The organism is Mycobacterium interjectum, assembly GCF_900078675.2.
Classification (GTDB): Bacteria; Actinomycetota; Actinomycetes; order Mycobacteriales; family Mycobacteriaceae; genus Mycobacterium; species Mycobacterium interjectum.
In genome coordinates, this window is the sequence record NZ_LT546237.1 from 4,060,945 (window position 1) to 4,084,060 (window position 23,116).

Here is a 23,116-nt window from a genome sequence, read left to right on the forward strand (position 1 = left end):
ACCCACAGACCTGTCCCTCATCCCCAGCGTGAGCGTTAGAAGACACCGCGTCCAGGGCGGGCCGGGCCGCGGCGATGACCTGCCGCTCCACCGAATCGCCGTCGTCGCGCTCCGGCAGCTGCGCGCCCACCATGCCGCCGAGGCCGGCGATCGACTTCAGCAGGTGCGCGGTCAGCCGCGTGACATCGAACTCGCTGCACGGCGTTTGGCGGGTCAGGTCGTCGGCGGCGATCGGGTGCAGCACGCGCTGCAACACCCCCAGCGTGTCCTCGGCGCTGTGCAGCTCGTCGGTGGGCGGGGAATGAGGTCCGGGTCGCAGATCGGGAGCCATGTTTGCCACGCTACGGTCTGCTGATGGGCGAAACATACGAATCCGTCACCATTGAAACCAAGGACCAGGTTGCTCAGGTGACGTTGATCGGGCCGGGCAAGGGCAACGCGATGGGTCCCGCGTTCTGGTCGGAGATGCCGGAGGTGTTCGCGGCGCTGGACGCCGACCGCGACGTGCGGGCGATCGTCATCACCGGATCGGGCAAGAACTTCAGCTACGGCCTGGACGTGCCCGCGATGGGCGGGTCGTTCGCCCCGCTGCTGTCCGGGGACGCGCTGGCCGGCCCGCGCGCGGATTTCCACCGCGAGGTCAAGCGCATGCAGGGCGCGATCACGGCCATCGCCGACTGCCGGACGCCGACCATCGCGTCGGTGCACGGCTGGTGCATCGGCGGCGGCGTCGACCTGATCTCCGCGGTGGACATCCGCTACGCCAGCGCCGACGCCAAGTTCTCCGTGCGGGAGGTCAAGCTCGCCATCGTCGCCGACGTCGGCAGCCTCGCCCGGCTGCCGCTGATCCTGAACGACGGACACCTGCGGGAGTTGGCGCTCACCGGTAAGGACATCGACGCGGCCCGCGCCGAGAAGATCGGTCTGGTCAACGACGTCTACCCCGACGCCGACGCCACGCTGGCCGCCGCCCACGCCACCGCCGCCGAGATCGCGGCCAATCCGCCGCTGACGGTCAACGGCATCAAGGACGTCCTCGACCAGCAGCGCATCGCGGCGGTGTCGGAGAGCCTGCGCTACGTCGCGGCCTGGAACGCGGCGTTCCTGCCGTCCAAGGACCTGACCGAGGGCATCTCGGCGACGTTCGCCAAGCGCCCGCCGCAGTTCACCGGGGAGTAGCGCACCGCTCGGCTACTCTCGCTGAAGTGACTCCCGACGGCAGAATCCGCGTCCCGACCGACCTGGACGCCGTGACGGCGATCGGCGACGAGGACCACTCGCAGATCGACAGCGCGGCCGTCGAGCGCGTCTGGCAGGCGGCCCGGCACTGGTACCAGGCCGGCTTCCACCCCGCCATCCAGGTGGCCATCCGGCACCGCGGTCGCGTCGTGCTGAACCGCGCCATCGGCCACGGCTGGGGCAACGCGCCCACCGATCCGCCCGACGCGGAGAAGAAGCCCGTCACCACCGACACACCGTTCTGCGTGTACTCGGCGGCCAAGGGCATCACCGCGACCGTCGTGCACATGCTCGTCGAACAGGGGCACTTCTCGCTCGATGACCGGGTCTGCGAGTACATCCCGAGCTACACCAGCCACGGCAAGCACCGCACCACGATCCGGCACGTGTTGACCCACAGCGCGGGCGTCCCCTTCCCCACCGGACCCAAGCCGGACCTGCGCCGGGCGGACGACCACGAGTACGCGCAGGAGCAGCTCGGCAAGCTGCGGCCGCTCTATCGGCCGGGCCTGGTGCACATCTACCACGCGCTCACCTGGGGCCCGCTGATGCGCGAAATCGTCTATGCCGCCACGGGTAAGGACATCCGCGAAATCCTGGCCACCGAGATCCTCGACCCGCTGGGCTTCCGCTGGACCAATTTCGGCGTCGCCAAGGAGGACATCCCGTTGGTGGCGCCCAGCCACGCCACCGGCAAGCCCCTGCCGCCGGTGATCGCGGCGATCTTCCGCAAGGCGATCGGCGGAACCGTGCACGAGATCATCCCGTACACCAACACCCCGGCGTTCCTGTCCACCGTGGTGCCCTCGTCCAACACCATCTCGACCGCCAACGAGCTGTCGCGCTTCGCCGAAATGTGGCGTCGCGGTGGGGAACTCGACGGGGTGCGGATCATCAGCCCGGAGCGGATGTACGGCGCGGTGCAGGAGTGCCGACGGCTGCGGCCGGATTTCGCCCTCGGCCTGCAGCCGGCCCGCTGGGGCACCGGATACATGCTGGGCACCAAGCGCTTCGGGCCGTTCGGGCGCAACGCGCCGAAGGCGTTCGGCAACCTCGGCCTGGCCAACATCGCGATCTGGGCCGACCCCGAGCGCAGCATGGCCGCCGGCGTGATCAGCAGCGGCAAGCCCGGCCGCGATCCCGAAATCCGCCGCTACACCGCCCTGATGGACACGATCACCGCCGAGATTCCGACCGGTTGAGCCCTCCCGGCGGTGGGAACATTGGGGGCATGGCCACCTACCGAGTGCTCAACCCCAAGGGCGACGTCGTCGCGACCAAGGAGATCGACAGCGCTGACAAGGCAGCAGCGCGTGGTTTCTAGACAAGCAAAGACGACGCGGTCGAGGGCAACGAACTGGGCTGGCGCATGGAGGTCGAGCAGGACGGCGTATGGCATTCCTTCGATTACAGCGAGGGCGATCGAAGCTACTAGTGTTTGTCTCCCCGCGAGCGGGGCAACTGTCTGAGCAGGGCGCCGAGCCCGCCAAGACGCTGCGGGCCGACGAGGCGCTGCCGATGTTCGCGGTGTCGGTGGGGGCGGCGCTGCTGCACGCCGGCGAGCGCGTCGCACCGGCCGACGGCGTCGGCGCCGTGCTTCGGTACGCGCCGACCCTGCACTGACCCGGTTGGCGGTGGCGGAGGGATTTGAACCCCCGGACGGTTTTGGCCGTCTCTCGCTTTCAAGGCGAGTGCATTAGGCCGCTCTGCCACGCCACCGCTGATAAGGGTAACGGGGCTCGGTAGCGTTGCCCCCATGCGCGCCATCGTCGCCGAATCCCCCGATCAACGGTCCTGGCAGGAAGTACCCGACGCCGCGGCGGGGCCCGGCGAGGTGCTGCTCAAGGTCGCCGCGGCCGGCGTCAATCGCGCTGACGTGCTGCAGGCCGCCGGCAAGTACCCGCCCCCGCCGGGCGCCAGCGACATCATCGGCATGGAGGTGTCGGGGGTGGTCGCCGACGCGGGCGAGGGCGTCACGGATTGGTCTGCGGGACAAGAGGTTTGCGCCTTGCTGGCCGGCGGCGGCTACGCCGAATACGTCGCCGCGCCGGCCGGCCAGGTGCTGCCGGTTCCCGACGGCGTGGACCTCGTCGACGCCGCCGGGTTGCCGGAGGTGGCGTGCACGGTGTGGTCGAACCTGGTGATGGTCGCCCATCTGGGCAAGGGCCAGGTGTTGCTGATGCACGGCGGGGGCAGCGGCATCGGCAGCCACGCGATCCAGGTCGCGCGTGCGCTGGGCGCGCGGGTGGCCGTCACCGCCGGCTCGGCGGAGAAACTCGAATTCTGCCGCGAGCTGGGCGCCGAGATCACCATCAATTACCGCGACGAGGACTTCGTCGCCCGATTGCGGGAGGAGACCGGCGGCGCCGACGTGATTTTCGACATCATGGGCGCCTCCTACCTGGACCGCAATATCGACGCCCTGGCCACCGACGGGCAGCTGGTCATCATCGGCATGCAGGGCGGGGTGAAGGGCGAGCTCAACATCGGCAAGCTGCTGGCCAAGCGGGCCCGGGTCATCGGCACCACGCTGCGGGCCCGGCCGGTGAGCGGGCCGAACAGCAAGACCGAGATCGTGCAGGCGGTGCGGGCATCGGTGTGGCCGATGATCGCCGAGGGCCGGGTCCGAGAGATCATCGGCGCGCGCCTGCCCATCCAGCAGGCCGGTGCGGCGCACCAACAGCTGGTGGGCGGCAAGGTGACCGGAAAGATCGTGCTGACCGTCTAGCGGCGCGCTCAGCCCAGCGACGCCAGCGCGCGCACCAGCTGGTCGACCTCGGCCGTCGTCGAGTAATGCGCCAGCCCGACGGTGACGGCGCCGCCCACGTCGTTGACGCCCAGCACGTCGAGCGCGCGTGAGCTCTCGTTGGTGATGGCCAGGATTCCGTTGTCCGCAAGGCGCTGCACCACGCGTTCGGCCGGGACGTCCTGCAGGGCGAAGCTGACGACCGGTATCCGCGCCTCGGGACGGCCGATGACCATCACCAGCGGCAGGGACCGCAGCGACACCATCAGGTAGTCGAACACCCGGTTCAGGTACGCGGTGGCCGACTGCGTCGAGACCGACAGACGTTCACGGCGGGTGCCGCGCGCGGACTCGTCGAGCGCCGCCAGGTACTCGATACTGGCGACCACGCCGGCCAGCAGACCGAACTGGTGGGCACCGAGCTCCAGGCGCGCCGGGCCGGCGGCGTTGGGGTCGGTCGAGACGGTGCCGAAGGTGCGGATCGTTCCCGGGTCGCGGAACACCAGCGCCCCGACCGGCGGGCCGCCCCAGGCGAGGGCGTTCACCGCCACCACGTCGGCGTCGGTCTCCTTGACGTCGAGCAACCGGTAGGGGGCGGCGGCGGAATGGTCGACCACCACCAGGCCGCCGACGTCGTGCACCAGCTTGGTCATCGCCCGCAGGTCGGTGACCGTGCCCAGCGTCGCCGACGCCGTCGAGACCGCGACCAGCCGGGTCGACTTCCCGATCAGGCTTTCCCACTGCCAGGTCGGCAGCTCGCCGGTCTCGATGTCGATCTCGGCCCACTTCACCTTGGCGCCGTAGCGGTGGGCGGCCCGCAACCACGGTGCGATGTTGGCCTCGTCGTCGAGCCGACTGACCACCACCTCGTAGCCGAGGCCGGCCCGCGAGGACGACGCCTCGGCCAGCGACGACAACAGGATGGCGCGATCGGCGCCCAGCACGACGCCCGCCGGGTCGGCGTTGAACAGATCGGCCACCGCGGCCCGCGCCGCGTCGAGCACCGCGGCGCTGCGCCGGGCCGACGGGTGCGCGCCGGAGGTGGTGGCGCCCGACCGGCGAAACGCCGTGGACACCGTGGTCGCAACGGAATCCGGGATGAGCATGCCGGCCGGCGCGTCGAAGTGCACCCATCCGTCACCCAGCGACGGATGCAGTCCGCGCACCCGGGCGACGTCGTAAGCCATGCCAGCCACCTTAGAGCTTCGCAGTTCCGCGAAAATTGTGACGGTAGCGGGTGCCCTTCAGGCATTGGCAAGCCGGGTCACCCGGGCAGCCATACTAGTCGAGTGGGCCTGTGGACCGGAACGCTGATCGCACTGTTCTTGCTGATCGCACCGGGTGTGATAGTCGCGCGCATCAACCAGCAAACCTGGCCGGTGGCCATCGCGGTCGGCCCGGCGCTGACCTATGGCGTTGTGGCGCTGGCGATTATCCCCTTCGGAGCGCTCGGGATCCCGTGGAACGGTTGGACTGCGCTGGCGACGCTCGCGGTGGTGTGCCTGGCGGCGACGGGTTTGCAGCTGCTGCTGGCCCGCTACCAGCGCGGCGACGCCGAGGAAAAAGGGACCCGCGGAATCGGGGCGTGGCCGGCGGCACTGGTGGCCGCCGGCGTGCTGCTGGGCGCCGCGCTCATCATGTGGGCGGGCTACCGCGGGCTCACGCACTGGCAGTCGATCCCCAGCACCTGGGACGCGGCCTGGCACGCCAACGAGGTGCGCTACATCCTCGACACCGGCCAGGCGTCCTCCACCCACATGGGCGAGCTGCGCAACGTCGAGACCCACCAGCCGCTGTACTACCCGTCGGTCTTTCACGCGCTGACCGCCATCTACTGTCAGCTCACCGGTGCGGCGCCCACCACCGGCTACACCCTGACTTCGCTGGCCGCGTCGGTGTGGCTGTTTCCCTCCAGCGCCGCCACGCTCACCTGGTTCCTGCTGCGCCCGATCAGCACCCAATGGCGCACGGCCGCCGTCTCGGCCACCGCCGCGGCGCTGTCGGCGTCGTTCACCTCGGTCCCCTACGTCGAGTTCGGCGTCGCCGCGATGCCCAACCTGGCCGCCTACGGGGTCGCGATCCCGACGTTTGTCCTGATCGCCTCGACGTTGCGGCACCGCGACCGCATTCCGGCGGCGGTGCTGGCGCTGGTGGGCGTGCTGTCGATGCACCTGACCGGCGGGTTCGTCGTCATCCTGTTCCTGGTGGGCTGGTGGCTCCTGGACGCCCTGTGGCACCCGGTGCGGGGCCGCCTGCCCGACGTGCTGACCCTGGCGGCCGTGGCCGTGCCGACGGGCCTGGTGCTGGCCCCGCAGTTCATCGGGGTGCTCCGGCAGGCCGACATCATCGCCGGGCACGCGTTCCCCAGCTTCAAGAGCGCGAAGCAGGGCGTCATCGACGCGCTGCTCCTGCACACCCGCCACCTCAACGACTTCCCCACCCAGTACGGGTTGCTGGTGCTGATCTACCTCGGCATGGCGATCCTGCTGTACAAGCGGATCTGGTGGCCCCCGGCCGTCTGGCTGGTGCTGACCGTGGCGACGATCTACTCGGGGGCGCCGTTTCGCAATCCCGCGGGCCGCGCCATCGAGGAGTTCAGCCAGTTCTTCTACAACGATCCGCGGCGCCTGGCGGCGGTGGTGACGATGCTGGTGACGCCGATGGCGGCCATCGCGCTGTTCGCGATCGTGGCTGTCGTGGTGGGGGTGGCCAGGCATGTCACCGACCGGTTCAAACAGCTACGCTCCCCGGTCTGGACCGCCGCCACGGCGGTCCTTCTTCTGCTGGCCACCGTGCTCACCGCCCGGCACTACCTGTACCGGCACATCGTCCTGTTCGGTGACAAATACGACTCGGTGATGATCGATCAGCGGGACCTCATGGCGATGGCCTACCTGGCCACGCTGCCCGGCGCGCACGACACGCTGATCGGCGACTCCAACGTCGACGGCACCACCTGGATGTACGCAGTGGCCGACCTGCACCCGCTGTGGACGCACTACGACTTCCCGCAGCAGACCGGCCCCGGCTATTACCGCTACATCTTCTGGACCTCGGCGCGCAAAGGCGAAGCGGATCCCAAGGTGGTCGAGGCGATTAAAGCGCTCAATATCAGGTACATCTTGACCAGCACGCCCAACGTCAGAGGGTTTGCCACGCCCGACGGGCTAGTCTCTCTGGATAAATCGACGTCGTGGACGATGATCTACGACAACGGTGGGGCTCGAATCTACGAGTGGCGCCCAGACGCCGCGGCGCCACACCCTTAAAGTCCCCAAAGAGGATGGTGAATGCATTGACTAACGGCAACGACGGCCCGGACGCCGACGGCATCGAGGTCATCGGCGGCGTCGACCCGCGGATCATGGCGCTCCGCGACGCCGAGGACGACTCCGACGAGCGCTCCCTGACCGACCTGGTCGAGCAGCCGGCCAAGGTGATGCGGATCGGCACCATGATCAAGCAACTGCTCGAGGAGGTGCGCGCCGCACCCCTGGACGAGGCCAGCCGCAACCGGCTGCGCGACATCCACGCCACGAGCATCCGCGAGCTCGAAGACGGCCTCGCGCCGGAGCTGCGCGAGGAGCTCGATCGGCTCACGCTGCCGTTCAGCGAGGACACCGCGCCGTCGGACGCCGAATTGCGCATCGCGCAGGCGCAGCTGGTCGGCTGGCTGGAGGGGCTGTTCCACGGCATTCAGACCGCGCTGTTCGCACAGCAGATGGCCGCCCGCGCGCAGCTGGAGCAGATGCGCCAGGGCGCCCTGCCCCCGGGCATCGGCAAGCCGGGCACCGGGTCCGGACACGGTCAATACCTGTAAGTAGCCGACGGTGCCCGGGCCTCACATCGAGACGCGCGACGCGTGGGTGGAATTTCCCATCTTCGACGCCAAGTCGCGGTCTTTGAAGAAGGCCGTCCTGGGCAAGGCCGGCGGCACGATCGGTCGCAACAACTCCAACGTCGTCGTCATCGAGGCGCTGCGAGACATCACCATGACGCTCGAGCTGGGTGACCGGGTCGGGCTCGTCGGCCACAACGGGGCCGGGAAATCGACGCTGCTGCGGCTACTTTCGGGCATCTACGAGCCCACCCGCGGCTGGGCGAAGGTCACCGGCCGGGTCGCGCCGGTCTTCGACCTCGGGGTCGGCATGGACCCCGAGATCTCCGGCTACGAGAACATCATCATCCGCGGGCTGTTCCTGGGCCAGACGCGAAAGCAGATGATGTCGAAGGTAGACGAGATCGCCGAGTTCACCGAGCTGGGCGACTACCTGTCGATGCCGCTGCGCACCTACTCCACCGGGATGCGGGTCCGGCTGGCGATGGGCGTGGTCACCAGCATCGACCCCGAGATCCTGCTGCTCGACGAGGGCATCGGCGCGGTCGATGCCGACTTCCTGAAGAAGGCCCAGACCCGATTGCAGAAGCTGGTGGAGCGCTCCGGAATCCTGGTATTCGCCAGCCATTCCAACGAATTCCTCGCCCGGCTGTGCAAGACGGCGATGTGGATCGACCACGGCGTCATCCGCATGACCGGCGGCATCGAGGACGTGGTGCGCGCCTACGAGGGCGAGGACGCGGCGCGGCACGTGCGCGAGGTGCTGGCCGAGACCGCCGGACAGCCGTGAGCGACACCGTCTTCGCCGTCGTGGTCACCCACCGGCGCCCCGACGAGCTGGCCAAGTCGCTGGACGTGCTCAGCACACAAAGCCGGCTGCCCGATCACCTGATCGTGGTCGACAACGACGGTGACGACCGGGTCCGGGATCTGGTTGCCGGGCAACCCATTCCGACGACCTACCTCGGCTCGCACCGAAACCTCGGCGGCGCAGGGGGTTTCGCGCTCGGCATGCTGCACGCGCTGGCGCAGGGGGCCGACTGGGTCTGGCTCGCCGACGACGACGGGCGCCCGCAGGACTCGCGCGTGCTGGCGACGCTGCTGGCCTGCGCCGAGAAGTACGCCCTGGCCGAGGTGTCGCCGATGGTGTGCAACTCCGACGACCCGCAGCGGCTCGCGTTTCCGCTGCGCCGCGGCCTGGTGTGGCGCAGGCGCACAAGCGAATTGCGCACCGAAGCGGGCCAGGATCTGCTGCGCGGCATCGCGTCGTTGTTCAACGGCGCGCTGTTCCGGGCGTCGACGCTGGAATCGATCGGCGTTCCGGACCTGCGGCTGTTCGTTCGCGGTGACGAGGTGGAGATGCATCGCCGGCTGGTTCGCTCCGGCCTGCCGTTCGGCACCTGCCTGGACGCGGTCTACCTACACCCGTGCGGATCCGACGAGTTCAAGCCGATCCTGGGCGGCCGGATGCACACCCAGTACCCCGACGACGACGCCAAGCGGTTCTTCACCTACCGCAACCGCGGCTACCTGATGGCGCAGCCCGGCCTGCGCAAGCTCCTGTTCCAGGAGTGGGTCCGATTCGGCTGGTTCTTCCTGGTGACCCGCCACGACCCCAAGGGCCTGGTCGAGTGGATTCGGTTGCGCCGCTTGGGGCGTCGCGAGCGATTCGGGAAGCCGGGAGGGTTGGCATGACATTCATCGACGCGGCGGCACAGTCGCGGACGTTTGCGCGCGCCCGCAGCGACCTGCTCGACGGCTTCCGCCGTCACGAGCTGTGGCTGCACCTGGGCTGGCAGGACATCAAGCAGCGCTACCGCCGCTCCGTGCTGGGGCCGTTCTGGATCACCATCGCCACCGGCACCACCGCGGTCGCGCTGGGCGCGTTGTATTCCAAGCTGTTCCACCTGGATTTGGCGGTGCACCTGCCCTACGTCACGCTCGGGCTGATCATCTGGAACATGATCAACGCCGCCATCCTGGAGGGCTCCGAGGTGTTCGTCGCGAACGAGGGGCTGATCAAGCAGCTGCCGACGCCGCTGAGCGTGCACGTCTACCGGCTGGTGTGGCGGCAGATGATCCTGTTCGCGCACAACATCGCCATCTACGTCGTCGTCGCCATCATCTTCCCCAAGCCGTGGTCGTGGGCCGATCTCTCGGTCATCCCGGCGCTGGGGTTGATCGTGCTGAATTCCATCTGGGTGTCGCTGTGTTTCGGCATCCTGGCGACCCGCTACCGCGACATCGGTCCCCTGCTGTTCTCGGTTGTGCAGTTGCTGTTCTACATGACGCCGATCATCTGGAACGACGAGACGCTGCGGGCGCAGGGCGCCGGGCGCTGGGCGAGCATCATCGAGCTCAACCCGCTGCTGCACTACCTCGACATCGTTCGGACACCGTTGCTGGGCGGCCACCAGGAACTGCGGCACTGGGTGGTGGTCTTGGTGCTCACGGCCGTCGGCTGGCTGCTGGCCGCGTTCGCGATGCGGCAATACCGCGCCAGGGTGCCGTACTGGGTCTAACCCCAGGCGCCGTGGGGGATCCGGGTCCCTAACCCGTGTCAGACCCCCGTGACATACTCGAACGTATGTTCGATACCGTGGCCGACGCCGGGGTGATGGATGCCATCACCGATGCCGGGCGCGCACAGAACGTGGCGTGCGCCCGGGAGTTGGCCGCCATCGGTGAGCTGTACGCGCGACGGGCGCCCGACGACGATTCCGAGCGGTTCAGCTGGGCCGTCGACGGGTACGAGAACGTGGTCGCCGAGGTCGCCGCGGCGCTGCGGATCAGCCGTGGCCGCGCCCGGGGGCGNCGGGCGCGCGACGACGACTCCTAGCGGTTCAGCTGTGCCGTCGACGGTTACGAGAACGTGGTCGCCGAGGTCGCCGCGGCGCTGCGGATCAGCCGTGGCCGCGCCCGGGGGCGGTTGCGGCATGCGATCGCCCTGCGTGAGCGGCTGCCCCGGGTGGCGGAGGTGTTTGCGCGGGGCGACATCGATTTCCGGCTGGTAGCGGCGCTGGTGACGCGCACCGAGGTGGTCCACGACGCGGAGTTGATCGCCAAGATCGACGCCGCGGTGGCCCGCCACGCCCCGAAGTGGATGCGCCTGTCCGGGCCCAGGACCGCCGAGCGCATCGACATGTGGGTGGCGCGATACGACCCCGCCGGGGTGCGGGTGCCCGGCCCCCGCAACGAAAATCGCTACGTCGATATCGCGTCCACCGACCCGGGGCTGGCCGGTGTGTGGGCACAGTTGCACGCCACTGACGGCGCAGCCCTCGAACAGAAGCTCGACGCACTGGCCGCCACGGTGTGCCGCGAGGATCCGCGCACCAAAGCCCAGCGCCGAGCCGACGCGCTGGGTGCCTTGGCAGCCGGGTCCGAGGTGCTGGGCTGCCTGTGTGGCGGGCCGGATTGCGCTGCGCCGCAACGCACTGGAGGCAAGAATATAGTCATTCACGTGCTCGCCGAGCAGGCTGCGGTCGATGGCGACTCGGAAGTCCCCGGTTATCTGGCCGGGCATGGTCCGCTGCCTGCTGCGCTGCTGCGAGAGGTGGCCGGGCACGCCAAGGTCAAGCCCCTGTGGATTCCGCCGGCCAAGGCGGAGTCGGGGTATCGGCCGTCGGCTGCGCTGGCCGAGTTTGTCCGGTTTCGGGATTTGACCTGCCGCTTCCCCGGTTGCGACGCGCCGGCCGAAATCTGCGACATCGACCACACGGTGCCGTTTCCGCTGGGGCCCACCCACCCGTCGAACCTCAAACTGCTCTGCCGCTACCACCACCTGCTCAAGACCTTCTATATCCAATGGCGGGATCGGCAGGAGCCCGACGGCACCGTGGTGTGGACCTCGCCGACGGGGCGTGAGTACGTCACCAAACCCGGTGGCAGCCTGCTCTTTCCAGCGTTGGCAGTCCCGACCGGAGCACTGGTGCTCCCCGCCGCCCCGCACCCGCCGCGTGAAGGCCGCGGACTCATGATGCCGACCCGCCGAAGAACCCGCGCCCAGGAGCACGCCGCGCGGATCAGGTGGGAGCGCGGAAGGAACGAAGCGCGCATCGCCGCGGAGGCGGCGCGACGCGCCGAGCGGATCGCTGGCAGCTACGAGCCACCGCCCTTCTAGCGGTGCCAAGGATCTTTCAAGGATCCAGCAAGGGGCCGACCCGACGCTGCACCCATGAGTCACATTGCTTTCGACGACGACGTTCGCGTCGCAACCATGCACCGGGCCGACGCACCGAGCGGCCGCACCGCGCGATTCCACATGCGCAAGCTCTTCGACGAACTCCCGTGCTGCCATCGCTCGTGGGCCAATCTGGGGAAGCGCTTCTTCCTGCACGGCTGCGAACGCGCGTTCGAGCTCGAGTTCGCCTGCGCCGAAACCGAACTCGGCACCGGCATGGTGGTGGACGGCGGCGCCGTCGGTGAGGTCCGCTCGGCACTGCGCTACCAGTTCGACCACACCACGCTGATCGCGCAGGATGACCCGCAGCGCGACCTGTTCGAACTGCTGGCCGAGCGTGGCGTCATCGACCTGCGGATCATGGAGAACACCGGCATGGAGGGTTCGGCGGCCTGGGCGTTCGAGACCGCCGAGCGCATCGTCGCACTGGCGACCGGCGGCCGGGTGTGGGTGTCTCGCATCGAGGCGCGGGAAAGCCGCGACAACGTGGTCACCCTCACCGCGGGACCGGTGACGGCGGGCGGCTGGGCGTAGCGCACAGGAGAGTGCCCCGCCCCGCTGCCGTGGGTAGATCCGCCGCCCTGCTGGGTATGTGTAGAACAACAAAGTTTGCGTTCGCGTAAGGTGGCGGCTGCCTGGTGGTGGTGCAACACTGTAGCGCTACAGGTCAGCAGTGGCGACAGACAGGATCGGGTCGACTGACGTGAGCAAAAAGGCCAAGTCGGCGGTGGACGTGGCGCGGGAAAACCTCGCCGCGGAGCTGGACCGACTCAAGCAGCGGCGTGATCGCCTCGAGGTCGAGGTCAAAAACGACCGCGGCATGGTCGGCGACCATGGCGACGCGGCCGAGGCGATACAACGCGCGGACGAGCTCGTCGTCCTCGCCGACCGGATCAACGAGCTGGACCGGCGACTGCGCAGCGGGCCTTCGCCGTCGGACGACTCGGAAACGCTGCCCGGCGGGACCGAGGTGACACTGCGATTCCCCGACGGCGAGGTCGTCACGATGCACGTGATCTCCATCGTCGAGGAGACCCCCATCGGCCGCGAGGCCGAGACGTTGACCGCCCGCAGCCCGCTGGGGCAGGCCTTGGCCGGGCACAAGGCGGGCGACACGGTGACCTACACGACGCCGCAGGGGGAAAACCAGGTTGAGCTCATCTCGGTGAAGCTGCCCCGCTAACTCACCCATGCCGTCGGCGACGGCCCCGTTAGACTCGCCGCAATGATCCCCCCAGAACCCGGCGCCGCTCCCGCGCGCCCACACCTGGGTCTGAAGACACAGGTGATGCGCTTCGTTGTCACCGGCGGTCTGGCCGGGATCGTCGACTTCAGCCTCTACCTGGTGCTCTGGAAGGTGGTGGGGCTGCAGGTTGACCTGTCGAAGGCCACCAGCTTCATCGTCGGCACCATCACCGCCTACCTGATCAATCGCCGATGGACGTTTCAGGCGGCGGCCAGCACCGCGCGGTTCGTCGCGGTCATGGTGCTCTACGGCATCACCTTCTCGGTGCAGGTCGGGCTAAACCACCTCTGCCTCGTGCTTCTGCACTATCGGGGGTGGGCGCCCGTCGTCGCGTTCGTGATCGCGCAGGGCACCGCGACGGTGATCAACTTCATCGTGCAGCGAGCCGTTATCTTCCGCATCCGCTGACCGACCTGGCCAAGCGGTACCCTCTTTGACGATGTTCACCACCAAGCGCCTAATGGGCTGGGGGCGTACCGCGCCGTCGGCCGCGACGGTGCTTTCCACGCCGGACCCGGAGGAGATCGCCAAGGCCGTGGCCAACACGGCCGACTCGGGCGGGCGCGGCGTGATCGCCCGCGGGCTGGGGCGTTCCTACGGCGACAACGCGCAAAACGGCGGCGGCCTGGTGATCGACATGACCGAGCTGAACACCATCCACTACATCAGCGCCGACACCAAGCTGGCCGACCTCGATGCCGGGGTCAACCTCGACCAGCTGATGCAGGCCGCGCTGCCGTTCGGCCTGTGGGTGCCGGTGCTGCCCGGCACCCGGCAGGTCACCATCGGCGGCGCGATCGCCTGCGACATCCACGGCAAGAATCACCACAGCGCGGGCAGCTTCGGCAACCACGTGCGCAGCATGGACCTGCTGACCGCCGACGGCCAGGTCCGCCACCTCACTCCGACCGGCGAGGACTCCGAGCTGTTCTGGGCAACGGTCGGGGGCAACGGCCTCACCGGGATCATCCTGCGGGCCACCGTCGAGATGACACCGACGGAGACGGCGTATTTCATCGCCGACGGCGACGTCACCGCCAGCCTGGATGAAACCATCGCGTTTCACAGCGACGGCACCGAGGCCGACTACACCTATTCCAGCGCGTGGTTCGACACGATCAGCGCGCCGCCGAAACTCGGCCGCGCGGCGATTTCGCGCGGCTCGCTCGCCAAGCTCGACCAGTTGCCGCCGAAACTGCGGCGCAATCCGCTGAAATTCGATGCGCCGCAACTGCTCACGTTTCCCGACGCCTTCCCCAACGGGTTGGCCAACAAGTACACCTTCGGGCCGATCGGCGAGTTGTGGTACCGCAAGTCAGGCACCTACCGCGGCAAGATTCAGAACCTGACGCAGTTCTACCACCCCCTCGACATGTTCGGCGAATGGAACCGCGCCTATGGCCCAGCCGGTTTCGGCCAGTACCAGTTCGTCGTACCCACCACCGCGGTGGAGGAGTTCAAGGGCATCATCCGCGACATCCAAAAGTCCGGGCACTACTCGTTTCTCAACGTGTTCAAGCTGTTCGGCCCGGGCAACCAGGCCCCGCTGAGCTTCCCCATTCCGGGCTGGAACGTGTGCGTCGACTTCCCTATCAAGCCGGGGCTCAACGAGTTCCTCAACGAACTCGACCGCCGTGTGCTGGAATTCGGTGGCCGCGTCTACACCGCCAAGGATTCGCGGGTGAATGCCGAAACCTTCCACGCCATGTATCCGCGCATCGACGAGTGGATCGCCGTGCGCCGCAAGGTCGATCCCCTGCGGGTGTTCGCCTCCGACATGGCCCGACGCTTGGAGCTGCTGTAGATGGTGCTTGACGCCGTGGGAAATCCGCAGACGATCCTGTTGCTCGGGGGCACCTCCGAGATCGGGCTGGCCATCTGCGAGCGCTACCTGCAAAACGCGCACGCCCGAATCATCCTGGCGGCCATGCCGAACGACCCGGGTCGCGACGACGCGGTGGCCCAGATGAAGGCCGCGGGCGCGCGCTCGGTGGAGCTGATCGACTTCGAGGCCACTGACCCCGACAGCCACCCGAAGATGATCGACCAAGCATTCGCCGACGGCGATGTCGACGTGGCCATCGTTGCGTTCGGAATCCTCGGCGACGCCGAGGAGCTGTGGCAGAACCAGCGCAAGGCCGTGCTGGCCGCCGAGATCAATTACACCGCAGCGGTTTCCGTGGGCGTTCTGCTGGGCGAGAAAATGCGCGCCCAGGGCTTCGGCCAGATCATCGCGATGAGCTCGGCGGCCGGGGAGCGGGTGCGGCGGTCCAACTTCGTCTACGGCTCCACCAAGGCCGGCCTGGACGGCTTCTATCTCGGACTGGCGGAGGCGTTGCGCGAGTTCGGAGTTCGCGTCCTGGTGATCCGGCCGGGCCAGGTGCGTACCCGGATGAGCGCGCACGTCAAGGAGGCCCCGCTCACCGTCGACAAGGAGTACGTCGCCAACCTCGCGGTGACCGCGGCGGCACAAGGTAAGGAATTGGTTTGGGCCCCAGCAGCATTCCGTTACGTGATGATGGTGTTGCGACACATCCCGCGGAGCATCTTCCGCAAGCTGCCAATCTGAGCGTGCGCAACGCGCTGGCCACCCTGGGCCAGATGGCCGCGGGGGTGGCGGTCGCCGTGATCGTGGCGGTGCCGTCGCTCATCGCGATCGACGGCGTGCAATGGCCGGCGTTTCCGTCGTCGAACCAGCTGCACGCGCTGACCACCGTCGGGCAGGTCGGCTGCCTGGCCGGGCTCGTCGCGGCCGGCTGGCTGTGGCGCCGGGGGCGTCGCGTCCTGGCCCGGCTGGGCGGGCTGGTGTTCCTGTCCGCGTTCACCGTCGTGACGCTGGGCATGCCGTTGGGCGCCACGAAGCTGTACCTGTTCGGCATCTCAGTCGACCAGCAGTTCCGCACCGAATACCGGCCCCGGCTCGCGGACAGCCCCGCCCTGCACGACATGACCTCCCTCGGCCTGCCGACGTTCTACCCGCCGGGCTGGTTCTGGATCGGCGGTCGCGTCGCGGCGCTGACGGGCACGCCGGCCTGGGAGATGTACAAGCCGTGGGCGATCACGTCGATCACCATCGCGGTGGCCGTCGCGCTGGTGCTGTGGTGGCGGATGATTCGCTTTGAATACGCGTTGCTCGTCACGACCGCGACCGCGGCGGTGACGCTGGCCTACGGTTCGCCGGAGCCCTACTCCGCGATGATCACGGTGCTGCTGCCGCCGGTGCTGGTGCTGACGTGGTCGGGCCTGCGGGCCGGGGAACGCGGCGGTCCCCCGCAAGCGGGAGGTGCCCCCAGGGCCGCGGTGATCGGCGCCGGGCTGTTCCTCGGCTGGACGGCCACCTGGTACACGCTGCTGTTCGGCTTGACCGCGTTCACGATGGGGCTGATGGCGCTGCTGCTGGCCGGTGCGCGCTGGCGGCGGGACGGCTTCCGCGCCGCCCTCGCCCCGCTGCGCCGGCTGGGCGTCATCGCCGCCATCGCGGTCGCCATCGCGAGCACCACCTGGCTGCCGTTCGTGTTGCGTGTAGCGACGAGCCCGGTCAGCAACAGCGGCAGCGCATTGCACTACCTGCCGGCCGACGGCGCCGAACTGACCTTCCCGATGCTGCAGTTCTCCCTGCTCGGGGCGGTCTGCATGCTGGGCGCGCTGTGGCTGGTGGTGCGGGCAGGCACCTCGGTGCGGGCCGGTGCCCTGGCCATCGGCGTGCTCGCCGTCTACCTGTGGTCGCTGTTGTCGATGCTGACCACCCTGGCGCGCACCACGCTGCTGTCGTTCCGGTTGCAGCCGACGCTGAGCGTGCTGCTGGTCGCGGCCGGGGTGTTCGGCTTCGTGGAGGCCGTCACGGCCCTCGCCCCGCGCGGCCGCGTGATCGTGCCGGTCGCCGCCGCGATCGGGCTGGCCGGGGCGATCGCGTTCAGCCAGGACATCCCCGACGTGCTGCGCCCGGATCTGACCATCGCCTACACGGACACCGACGGCCACGGCCAGCGCGGCGACCGGCGACCGCCGAGTTCCGAGAAGTTCTACCCGGTCATCGACGCCGCCATCCTCAAGGTGACCGGCAAGCCGCGCGACCAGATCGTGGTGATGACGGCCGACTACAGCTTCCTGTCCTACTACCCCTACTGGGGGTTCCAGGGGCTGACGTCGCACTACGCCAACCCGCTGGCACAGTTCGACCTGCGGGCCGCCCAGATCGAGAAGTGGTCCAAGCTCAAGACCGCCGACGAATTCATCCACGCGCTGGACACGTCGCCGTGGCCCCCACCGACGGTCTTCCTCATGCGCCGCGGGGCGAACAGCAACTACACGTTGCGGCTGGCGCAGGACGTGTACCCCAACCAGCCCAACGTTCGTCGGTACACCGTCGATCTGCCGGCGGCCCTGTTCGCCGATCCGCACTTCGTCGTCGACAGCGTCGGCCCGTTCGTGCTGGCCATCCGCAAGCCGACGGCGTAGCGGCTGGAACTACCATCTACCCCCGTGGACGACGCGGGAGGTAACTACCGGATCGCTCGGGTGGTTGCTATCGTCGCCGGCCTGCTCGGCGCCCTGCTGGCGATCCTCACGCCGCTGCTGCCGGTCAACCAGACCACCGCACAACTCAACTGGCCGCAGAATGGCACCTTCAACAGCGTCGATGCCCCGCTGATCGGCTACGTCGCCACCGATTTGAACGTCACCGTGCCGTGTCAGGCCGCCGCCGGGCTCGCGGGACCGCAGAACGCCGGCAAGACGGTGCTGCTCTCCACGGTGCCCAAACAGGCCCCCAAGGCCGTCGACCGCGGCCTGCTCATCCAGCGCGCCAACGACTACCTGGTGCTCGTGGTGCGCAACGTCGCGGTGGTCACCGCACCGTTGAGCGAGGTGCTCAGCCCGGCCTGCCAGCGGTTGACCTTCACCGCGCACGCCGAGAAGGTGACCGCCGAATTCGTCGGCCTGACACAGGGACCCAACGCCGAGCATCCCGGCGCGCCGCTGCGGGGGGAGAAGAGCGGCTACGACTTCCGGCCGCAGATCGTCGGCGTCTTCACCGACCTGAGCGGGCCGGCGCCGCCCGGCCTGAGCTTTTCGGCGACCGTCGACACCCGCTACAGCAGCAGCCCGACCACGCTGAAGATGGCGGCGATGATCCTCGGGGTGGTGCTGACGGCGGCCGCCCTGGTCGCCCTGCACGTCCTCGACACCGCCGACGGGACCCGGCACCGCCGTTTCCTGCCCGCGCGCTGGTGGTCCGTCGGCGGCCTGGACGCCCTCGTGATCGCCGTGCTCGCGTGGTGGCATTTCGTCGGCGCCAACACGTCTGACGACGGCTACATCCTGACCATGGCGCGGGTCTCCGAGCACGCCGGCTACATGGCCAACTACTACCGCTGGTTCGGCACCCCCGAGGCCCCGTTCGGCTGGTACTACGACCTGCTGGCGGTGTGGGCCCACGTCAGCACCACCAGCATCTGGATGCGGCTGCCCACCCTGGCGATGGCGCTGACGTGCTGGTGGGTGATCAGCCGCGAAGTGATGCCCCGGCTGGGTCACGCCGTCAAGCGGAACCGGGCGGCGGCGTGGACGGCGGCGGGCATGTTTCTTGCGGTCTGGCTGCCGCTCGACAACGGGCTGCGTCCCGAACCGATCATCGCCCTGGGCATCCTGCTGACCTGGTGCTCCGTCGAACGCGCGGTGGCCACCAGCCGGCTGCTGCCGGTCGCCATCGCCTGCATCATCGGCGCGCTGACCCTGTTCTCCGGGCCGACGGGCATCGCCTCGATCGGCGCGCTGCTGGTCGCGATCGGGCCGCTGCGGACGATCCTGCACCGCAGATCCAAACTGTTCGGTGCGCTACCACTGGTGGCGCCCCTGCTGGCCGCGGTCACCGTCACCGCGATCCTGATCTTCCGCGACCAGACGCTGGCCGGCGAGATCCAGGCCACCGCCCTCAAGCGCGCCGTCGGGCCCAGCCTCAGCTGGTTCGACGAGCACCTCCGCTACGAGCGGCTGTTCATGGCCAGCCCCGACGGGTCCGTCGCCCGCCGCTTCGCGGTGCTGGCGTTGGTGCTCGCGCTCGGGATAACCGTCGCAATGTCGTTGCGCAAGGGCAAGATTCCGGGCACCGCGGCCGGGCCGAGCCGGCGCATCGTCGGCATCACCATCATCTCGTTCGTCGCGATGATGTTCACGCCGACCAAATGGACCCACCACTTCGGGGTGTTCGCCGGCCTCGCGGGACCGCTGGGTGCGCTCGCCGCGGTCGCGGTGACGGCCGCGGCGATGCGGTCACGGCGCAACCGCACCGTCTTCGCCGCCGTGGTGCTGTTCTTGGTGGCGTTGTCGTTCGCCAGCGTCAACGGCTGGTGGTACGTGTCCAATTTCGGTGTGCCCTGGTCGAATTCGTTCCCGGCCTGGCATTACGCCTTCGCCACCATGCTGCTCGGGCTCACCCTGCTGGTACTGCTGATGGCGGCGTGGTTCCATTTCGTCGATCCCGACAACGGCGCGCCCAAAACCCGCCTGGGCGCGCGAGTCGCCGGAATTGTCCAGTCCCCGTTGGCAATTGCGACGTGGATCCTGGTGGTTTTCGAGGTGGCGTCGCTGACCCTGGCGATGATCGACCAGTATCCCGCGTGGACGGTGGGCCGCTCCAACCTGGAGGCGCTGACCGGCAAGTCGTGCGGCCTGGCCGAGGACGTGCTGGTGGAGCAGGACCCCAACGCCGGCATGCTGGCGCCCGTGAGCGCAACGGCGGCCGACGCCCTGGGCGCGGGCCTGTCGGAAGCGTTCACCCCCAACGGCATTCCCGCCGACGTCCGCGCCGACCCGGTGATGGAACGGCCCGGCGACCGCAGCTTCGTCGGCGACGACAGGCTGATCACCGGCGCGGAGGCCGGCACCGAGGGCGGCACCACCCCCGCACCGGGCATCAACGGCTCGGTGGCCCAGCTGCCCTACAACCTCGACCCGGCGCGCACGCCGGTGCTCGGCAGCTGGCGCTCGGGCATCCAGTTGCCCGCCCATCTGCGGTCGGGCTGGTACCGCCTGCCCGCCCGCGACAAGGCGGGGCCGCTGCTGGTGGTCAGCGCGGCCGGCCGCTTCGACCCCCGCGAGGTCCAGGTGCAGTGGGCCACCGACGACCAAGCGGCCGCCGGACACCCCGGCGGGTCATTCCAGTTGGCCGACGTCGGGGCGTCCCCCGCCTGGCGCAACCTGCGGCTGGCGCTGTCCGCCATCCCCAGCACCGCCACCCAGATCCGCCTGGTCGCCGACGACGACGACCTGGCGCCGCAGCACTGGATCGCGCTGACGCCCCCGCGGATTCCGGAGCTGCGCACGCTGCAGGACGTGGTGGGCTCGGAGGACCCGGTGTTCCTGGACTGGCTCGTCGGGCTGGCCTTCCCCTGCCAGCGACCGTTCGGCCATCAAAACGGCGTCGACGAAACACCGAAATGGCGCATCCTGCCGGACCGATTCGGCGCCGAGGCGAACTCGCCGGTGATGGACAACAACGGCGGCGGCCCGTTGGGCGTCACCGAGCTCTTGGTGAAGGCGACCACCATCGCCACCTACCTGAAGGACGACTGGTCCCGCGATTGGGGCTCGCTGCAACGGCTGACCCCGTACTACCCCAACGCAAAGCCCGCCGATCTGCAGCTGGGAATCGCGACGCGCAGCGGCCTGTGGAACCCCGGCCCGCTGCGCCGTACCTAGCCTTTTTGTCGGAGGCTCATCCGACCGCTTGATCGCGAGGTTCGGGCCGCATCTCGCGGGCCGATATGGGCGTGGGTCGCGGGCGGCGCGGTTCGCGGACGCCCGCGCCCCCGTCACCGGTGAGCCACAGCCGGACGGCGGATCCCGACTTGACTCGCGCGCCGGACTCGGGGCTCTGGTCGGTGACGATCCAGTCCCGGTCCCCGGGCGCAGACGGGAAGTCCGGTTGGGCGTTCATGGCGATCAGCCCCTCGTCGTTGAGCGCCTCGCGGGCCGCGACCCACTCGAGCCCGACGACGTTCGGCACCGTCACCTTTGCGCTCCACGGCGCCTCCCGGACACGCACCTCCGCCAAATCCGCGGCGATAGCGCCGACCGGCGTCGGCTCGGCACCGCGCGCGGAGTCGTCGAGGTCCCGCCAGCGTTCCCACGCCGATTGCCGCGTGACGCCCAATTCCGTGGCNCACGTCCGATCTATCACAAACGGATGGGTATAAGAGCCAGGTCCGGACCCCAGCCAACTCCGCCTGGTCCAGCATGCGGCGCACAGCGCCGATGTCGGCCAGGGTCTCGAGGCCGTCGCCGCTGGGCAGCCCGCTTCGCGCGGCGAGCCGGCGCCACGCCTGTTGGGCCTGCTCCCACGCGTCCGCAAGGCTCACATCGTCAGGGTAGCCTGACGCGACCTGTCCAACCAAGGGCGCCTTGCCACGGCCCATCGGTAAGCTTAGACTTACGGTTCGTGGCCACTTACCAACCGGTCGGTGCTGCCTGGCTGGCGTTGGCCGACGGGACCCGGCGCTCGATCGTGGAGCGTCTGTCCCACGGCCCGGCGGCGGTCGGTGAGCTGGCACGCGACCTGCCCGTCAGCAGGCCGGCCGTCTCGCAGCACCTCAAGGTCCTCAAGTCGGCCCGCCTGGTCCGCGACCGGGCCGCCGGCACGCGCCGCCTCTATCAGCTCGACCCGACCGGCCTCGAGGCGTTGCGCGCCGAGCTCGACCGGTTCTGGGCCCAGGCGCTGGCCGCCTACGCGAAAACAGTCGAGGAGATGGAGGGAGATCCGTCATGACGCGAACACCGAACGTCGCGCACTACGTCGTCGTCAACGCCCCGATCGAGCGAGCGTTCGCCGTCTTCACCGAGCGCTTCGGCGACTTCAAGCCGCGCGAGCACAACCTGCTCGCCGTTCCCATCGCCGAGACCGTGTTCGAGCCCCGGGTGGGCGGCCACATCTACGACCGCGGCGTCGACGGCAGCGAATGCCGTTGGGCACGCGTCTTGGTCTACGAACCGCCCCACCGCGTGCTGTTCACGTGGGACATCGGCCCCACCTGGCAGGTGGAAGCCGATCCGTCCAAGACCAGCGAGGTCGAGGTCCGCTTCACCGCCGAGTCCGGCGAACGCACCCGGGTCGAGCTCGAACACCGCGACCTGGACCGGCACGGCCCGGGCTGGGAGTCGGTCGCCGACGGCGTCGACGGGGACGCCGGCTGGCCGCTGTATCTCGATCGCTACGCGCGTTTGCTCAGCGTCGAGGCGCACCCATGACCGCGACCCTGATGACGATGGCGCACGCCGAGCGGGCCGACCTCGCCGACTTCCTGGCCACGTGCGCGCCGCAGGACTGGGCGGCACCCACCCTGTGCTCGAAATGGACCGTCAAAGACGTTGTGGCGCACGTGATCAGCTACGAAGAGCTGGGCGCCGCGGGGCTGCTGAGGCGGTTCGCGAAGGGCTGGGTGGTGCGGGCCAACCAGGTGGGCGTCGACGAGTTCGCCGCGCTGAGCCCGCAGCAGCTGCTGGATTTTCTGCGCGACCACCTCACGCCGAAGGGGCTGACCGCGGGCTTCGGCGGCATGATCGCGCTCGTCGACGGCACCATCCACCATCAGGACATCCGGCGCTCGCTGGGCCGGCCGCGCGCCGTTCCCGAGGACCGGCTGCGACGGGTGCTGGGCCTGGTGCCCGGCAACCCCCGGCTCGGCGCCGGGCGCCGGATCAGGGGACTTCGCCTGCGCGCCAACGACATCGACTGGACCCACGGCCGCGGGCCCGCGGTCACCGGCCCGGGCGAGGCGCTGCTGATGGCGATGGCGGGCCGGCCGGCGGCGCTGGCGGACCTCGACGGGCCGGGCCTGCCCACCTTGGCCAAGCGGCTGGCGAAATAGC

Annotated in this window: 21 protein-coding genes, 1 tRNA gene and 3 pseudogenes; 21 read left to right on the plus strand and 4 right to left on the minus strand. The window is 69.2% G+C overall.

The genetic code is table 11. The annotated features are described in order from the left end of the window. Positions 1 to 331, minus strand: a pseudogene (locus BN4348_RS54130) (hypothetical protein); the annotation flags it as partial. Positions 332 to 354: 23 nt separating this feature from the next. On the opposite strand from BN4348_RS54130, the gene BN4348_RS54135 reads away from it, so the two are divergent. The 4 genes and pseudogenes from BN4348_RS54135 (at position 355) to BN4348_RS54150 (ending at position 2,862) form a co-directional block, all read left to right on the plus strand. Next, positions 355 to 1,179: a crotonase/enoyl-CoA hydratase family protein gene (locus BN4348_RS54135; RefSeq protein ID WP_066916948.1), complete on the plus strand. Its 825-nt coding sequence runs from the start codon at positions 355 to 357 to the stop codon at positions 1,177 to 1,179. Positions 1,180 to 1,205: 26 nt separating this feature from the next. Then, on the plus strand, positions 1,206 to 2,441 hold the full coding sequence (gene lipE, locus BN4348_RS54140) for a lipase LipE (RefSeq protein WP_066916950.1): 1,236 nt from the start codon (positions 1,206 to 1,208) through the stop codon (positions 2,439 to 2,441). Positions 2,442 to 2,470: 29 nt separating this feature from the next. Next, positions 2,471 to 2,674 (plus strand): annotated as a pseudogene (locus tag BN4348_RS54145) (hypothetical protein). After that, entirely contained in the window at positions 2,674 to 2,862 is a 189-nt protein-coding gene (locus tag BN4348_RS54150) for a hypothetical protein (protein WP_066916952.1), read from the plus strand. The pseudogene BN4348_RS54145 and the gene BN4348_RS54150 overlap by 1 nt, the downstream one beginning before the upstream one ends. A gap of 6 nt (positions 2,863 to 2,868) precedes the next feature. On the opposite strand, the gene BN4348_RS54155 is transcribed toward BN4348_RS54150, so the two are convergent. Then, positions 2,869 to 2,958 (minus strand) — tRNA-Ser (locus BN4348_RS54155). 37 nt (positions 2,959 to 2,995) lie between these two features. On the opposite strand from BN4348_RS54155, the gene BN4348_RS54160 reads away from it, so the two are divergent. Next, a complete protein-coding gene (locus BN4348_RS54160) occupies positions 2,996 to 3,967 on the plus strand; it encodes an NAD(P)H-quinone oxidoreductase (RefSeq protein WP_066916954.1) in 972 nt (323 codons plus the stop codon). Between the two features lie 8 nt (positions 3,968 to 3,975). On the opposite strand, the gene BN4348_RS54165 is transcribed toward BN4348_RS54160, so the two are convergent. Then, positions 3,976 to 5,172 carry a cysteine desulfurase-like protein gene (locus BN4348_RS54165; RefSeq protein ID WP_066916956.1) on the minus strand — a complete coding sequence of 399 codons (1,197 nt, stop codon included), beginning with the start codon at positions 5,170 to 5,172 and terminating at the stop codon, positions 3,976 to 3,978. 102 nt (positions 5,173 to 5,274) lie between these two features. Here BN4348_RS54165 and BN4348_RS54170 point away from each other — a divergent pair, with 102 nt between their 5' ends. From BN4348_RS54170 to BN4348_RS54230, 13 genes and pseudogenes are all read left to right on the plus strand, one after another. Beyond that, positions 5,275 to 7,254 carry a DUF6541 family protein gene (locus BN4348_RS54170; protein ID WP_066916957.1) on the plus strand — a complete coding sequence of 660 codons (1,980 nt, stop codon included), beginning with the start codon at positions 5,275 to 5,277 and terminating at the stop codon, positions 7,252 to 7,254. 14 nt (positions 7,255 to 7,268) lie between these two features. Then, on the plus strand, positions 7,269 to 7,805 hold the full coding sequence (locus tag BN4348_RS54175; RefSeq protein WP_096866216.1) for a bacterial proteasome activator family protein: 537 nt from the start codon (positions 7,269 to 7,271) through the stop codon (positions 7,803 to 7,805). Positions 7,806 to 7,815: 10 nt separating this feature from the next. Further along, positions 7,816 to 8,613: a galactan export ABC transporter ATP-binding subunit Wzt/RfbE gene (gene wzt / locus BN4348_RS54180; RefSeq protein WP_066916958.1), complete on the plus strand. Its 798-nt coding sequence runs from the start codon at positions 7,816 to 7,818 to the stop codon at positions 8,611 to 8,613. Beyond that, positions 8,610 to 9,518 (plus strand): galactofuranosyltransferase GlfT1, encoded by a 909-nt coding sequence (gene glfT1, locus BN4348_RS54185; RefSeq protein WP_066916959.1) that lies wholly within the window; start codon positions 8,610 to 8,612, stop codon positions 9,516 to 9,518. Before wzt ends, glfT1 begins: the two co-directional genes overlap by 4 nt. Next, positions 9,515 to 10,345: a galactan export ABC transporter permease subunit Wzm/RfbD gene (gene wzm / locus BN4348_RS54190; RefSeq protein WP_066916960.1), complete on the plus strand. Its 831-nt coding sequence runs from the start codon at positions 9,515 to 9,517 to the stop codon at positions 10,343 to 10,345. Before glfT1 ends, wzm begins: the two co-directional genes overlap by 4 nt. Positions 10,346 to 10,410: 65 nt before the next feature. Further along, a pseudogene (locus BN4348_RS54195) lies at positions 10,411 to 11,946 on the plus strand (DUF222 domain-containing protein). 54 nt (positions 11,947 to 12,000) lie between these two features. Beyond that, positions 12,001 to 12,540, plus strand: coding sequence for a 6-carboxytetrahydropterin synthase (locus BN4348_RS54200; RefSeq protein ID WP_066916961.1), 540 nt, complete (start codon positions 12,001 to 12,003; stop codon positions 12,538 to 12,540). Positions 12,541 to 12,709: 169 nt separating this feature from the next. Then, positions 12,710 to 13,189, plus strand: coding sequence for a GreA/GreB family elongation factor (locus BN4348_RS54205; RefSeq protein WP_066916962.1), 480 nt, complete (start codon positions 12,710 to 12,712; stop codon positions 13,187 to 13,189). A gap of 105 nt (positions 13,190 to 13,294) precedes the next feature. Beyond that, the gene (locus BN4348_RS54210) at positions 13,295 to 13,660 is read left to right on the plus strand and encodes a GtrA family protein (protein ID WP_096866325.1); all 366 of its coding nucleotides are present in this window, start codon (positions 13,295 to 13,297) and stop codon (positions 13,658 to 13,660) included. A gap of 31 nt (positions 13,661 to 13,691) precedes the next feature. Next, positions 13,692 to 15,056 carry an FAD-binding oxidoreductase gene (locus BN4348_RS54215; RefSeq protein ID WP_066916964.1) on the plus strand — a complete coding sequence of 455 codons (1,365 nt, stop codon included), beginning with the start codon at positions 13,692 to 13,694 and terminating at the stop codon, positions 15,054 to 15,056. Continuing rightward, complete coding sequence (locus BN4348_RS54220) at positions 15,057 to 15,821, plus strand: decaprenylphospho-beta-D-erythro-pentofuranosid-2-ulose 2-reductase (RefSeq protein WP_066916965.1); 765 nt, start codon at positions 15,057 to 15,059, stop codon at positions 15,819 to 15,821. Positions 15,822 to 15,853: 32 nt separating this feature from the next. Then, the gene (locus BN4348_RS54225) at positions 15,854 to 17,710 is read left to right on the plus strand and encodes a galactan 5-O-arabinofuranosyltransferase (RefSeq protein WP_096866326.1); all 1,857 of its coding nucleotides are present in this window, start codon (positions 15,854 to 15,856) and stop codon (positions 17,708 to 17,710) included. A 3-nt stretch (positions 17,711 to 17,713) separates the two neighbouring features. Then, positions 17,714 to 20,950 (plus strand): arabinosyltransferase domain-containing protein, encoded by a 3,237-nt coding sequence (locus tag BN4348_RS54230; protein ID WP_096866217.1) that lies wholly within the window; start codon positions 17,714 to 17,716, stop codon positions 20,948 to 20,950. Positions 20,951 to 20,966: 16 nt separating this feature from the next. Here the strand turns inward: BN4348_RS54230 and BN4348_RS54235 are convergent, their stop codons facing one another. After that, entirely contained in the window at positions 20,967 to 21,431 is a 465-nt protein-coding gene (locus BN4348_RS54235) for a PASTA domain-containing protein (protein ID WP_160040589.1), read from the minus strand. A 258-nt stretch (positions 21,432 to 21,689) separates the two neighbouring features. On the opposite strand from BN4348_RS54235, the gene BN4348_RS54240 reads away from it, so the two are divergent. The 3 genes from BN4348_RS54240 to BN4348_RS54250 are packed head-to-tail and all read left to right on the plus strand — an operon-like array spanning position 21,690 to position 23,115. Next, complete coding sequence (locus tag BN4348_RS54240) at positions 21,690 to 22,016, plus strand: ArsR/SmtB family transcription factor (RefSeq protein ID WP_066916969.1); 327 nt, start codon at positions 21,690 to 21,692, stop codon at positions 22,014 to 22,016. Next, positions 22,013 to 22,495, plus strand: a complete 483-nt coding sequence (locus tag BN4348_RS54245; protein WP_066916970.1) for an SRPBCC family protein — start codon at positions 22,013 to 22,015, stop codon at positions 22,493 to 22,495. The genes BN4348_RS54240 and BN4348_RS54245 overlap by 4 nt, the downstream gene beginning before the upstream one ends. Continuing rightward, positions 22,492 to 23,115, plus strand: a complete 624-nt coding sequence (locus tag BN4348_RS54250; RefSeq protein ID WP_066916971.1) for a maleylpyruvate isomerase family mycothiol-dependent enzyme — start codon at positions 22,492 to 22,494, stop codon at positions 23,113 to 23,115. The genes BN4348_RS54245 and BN4348_RS54250 overlap by 4 nt, the downstream gene beginning before the upstream one ends. The last annotated feature ends 1 nt before the right edge of the window (position 23,116 follow it).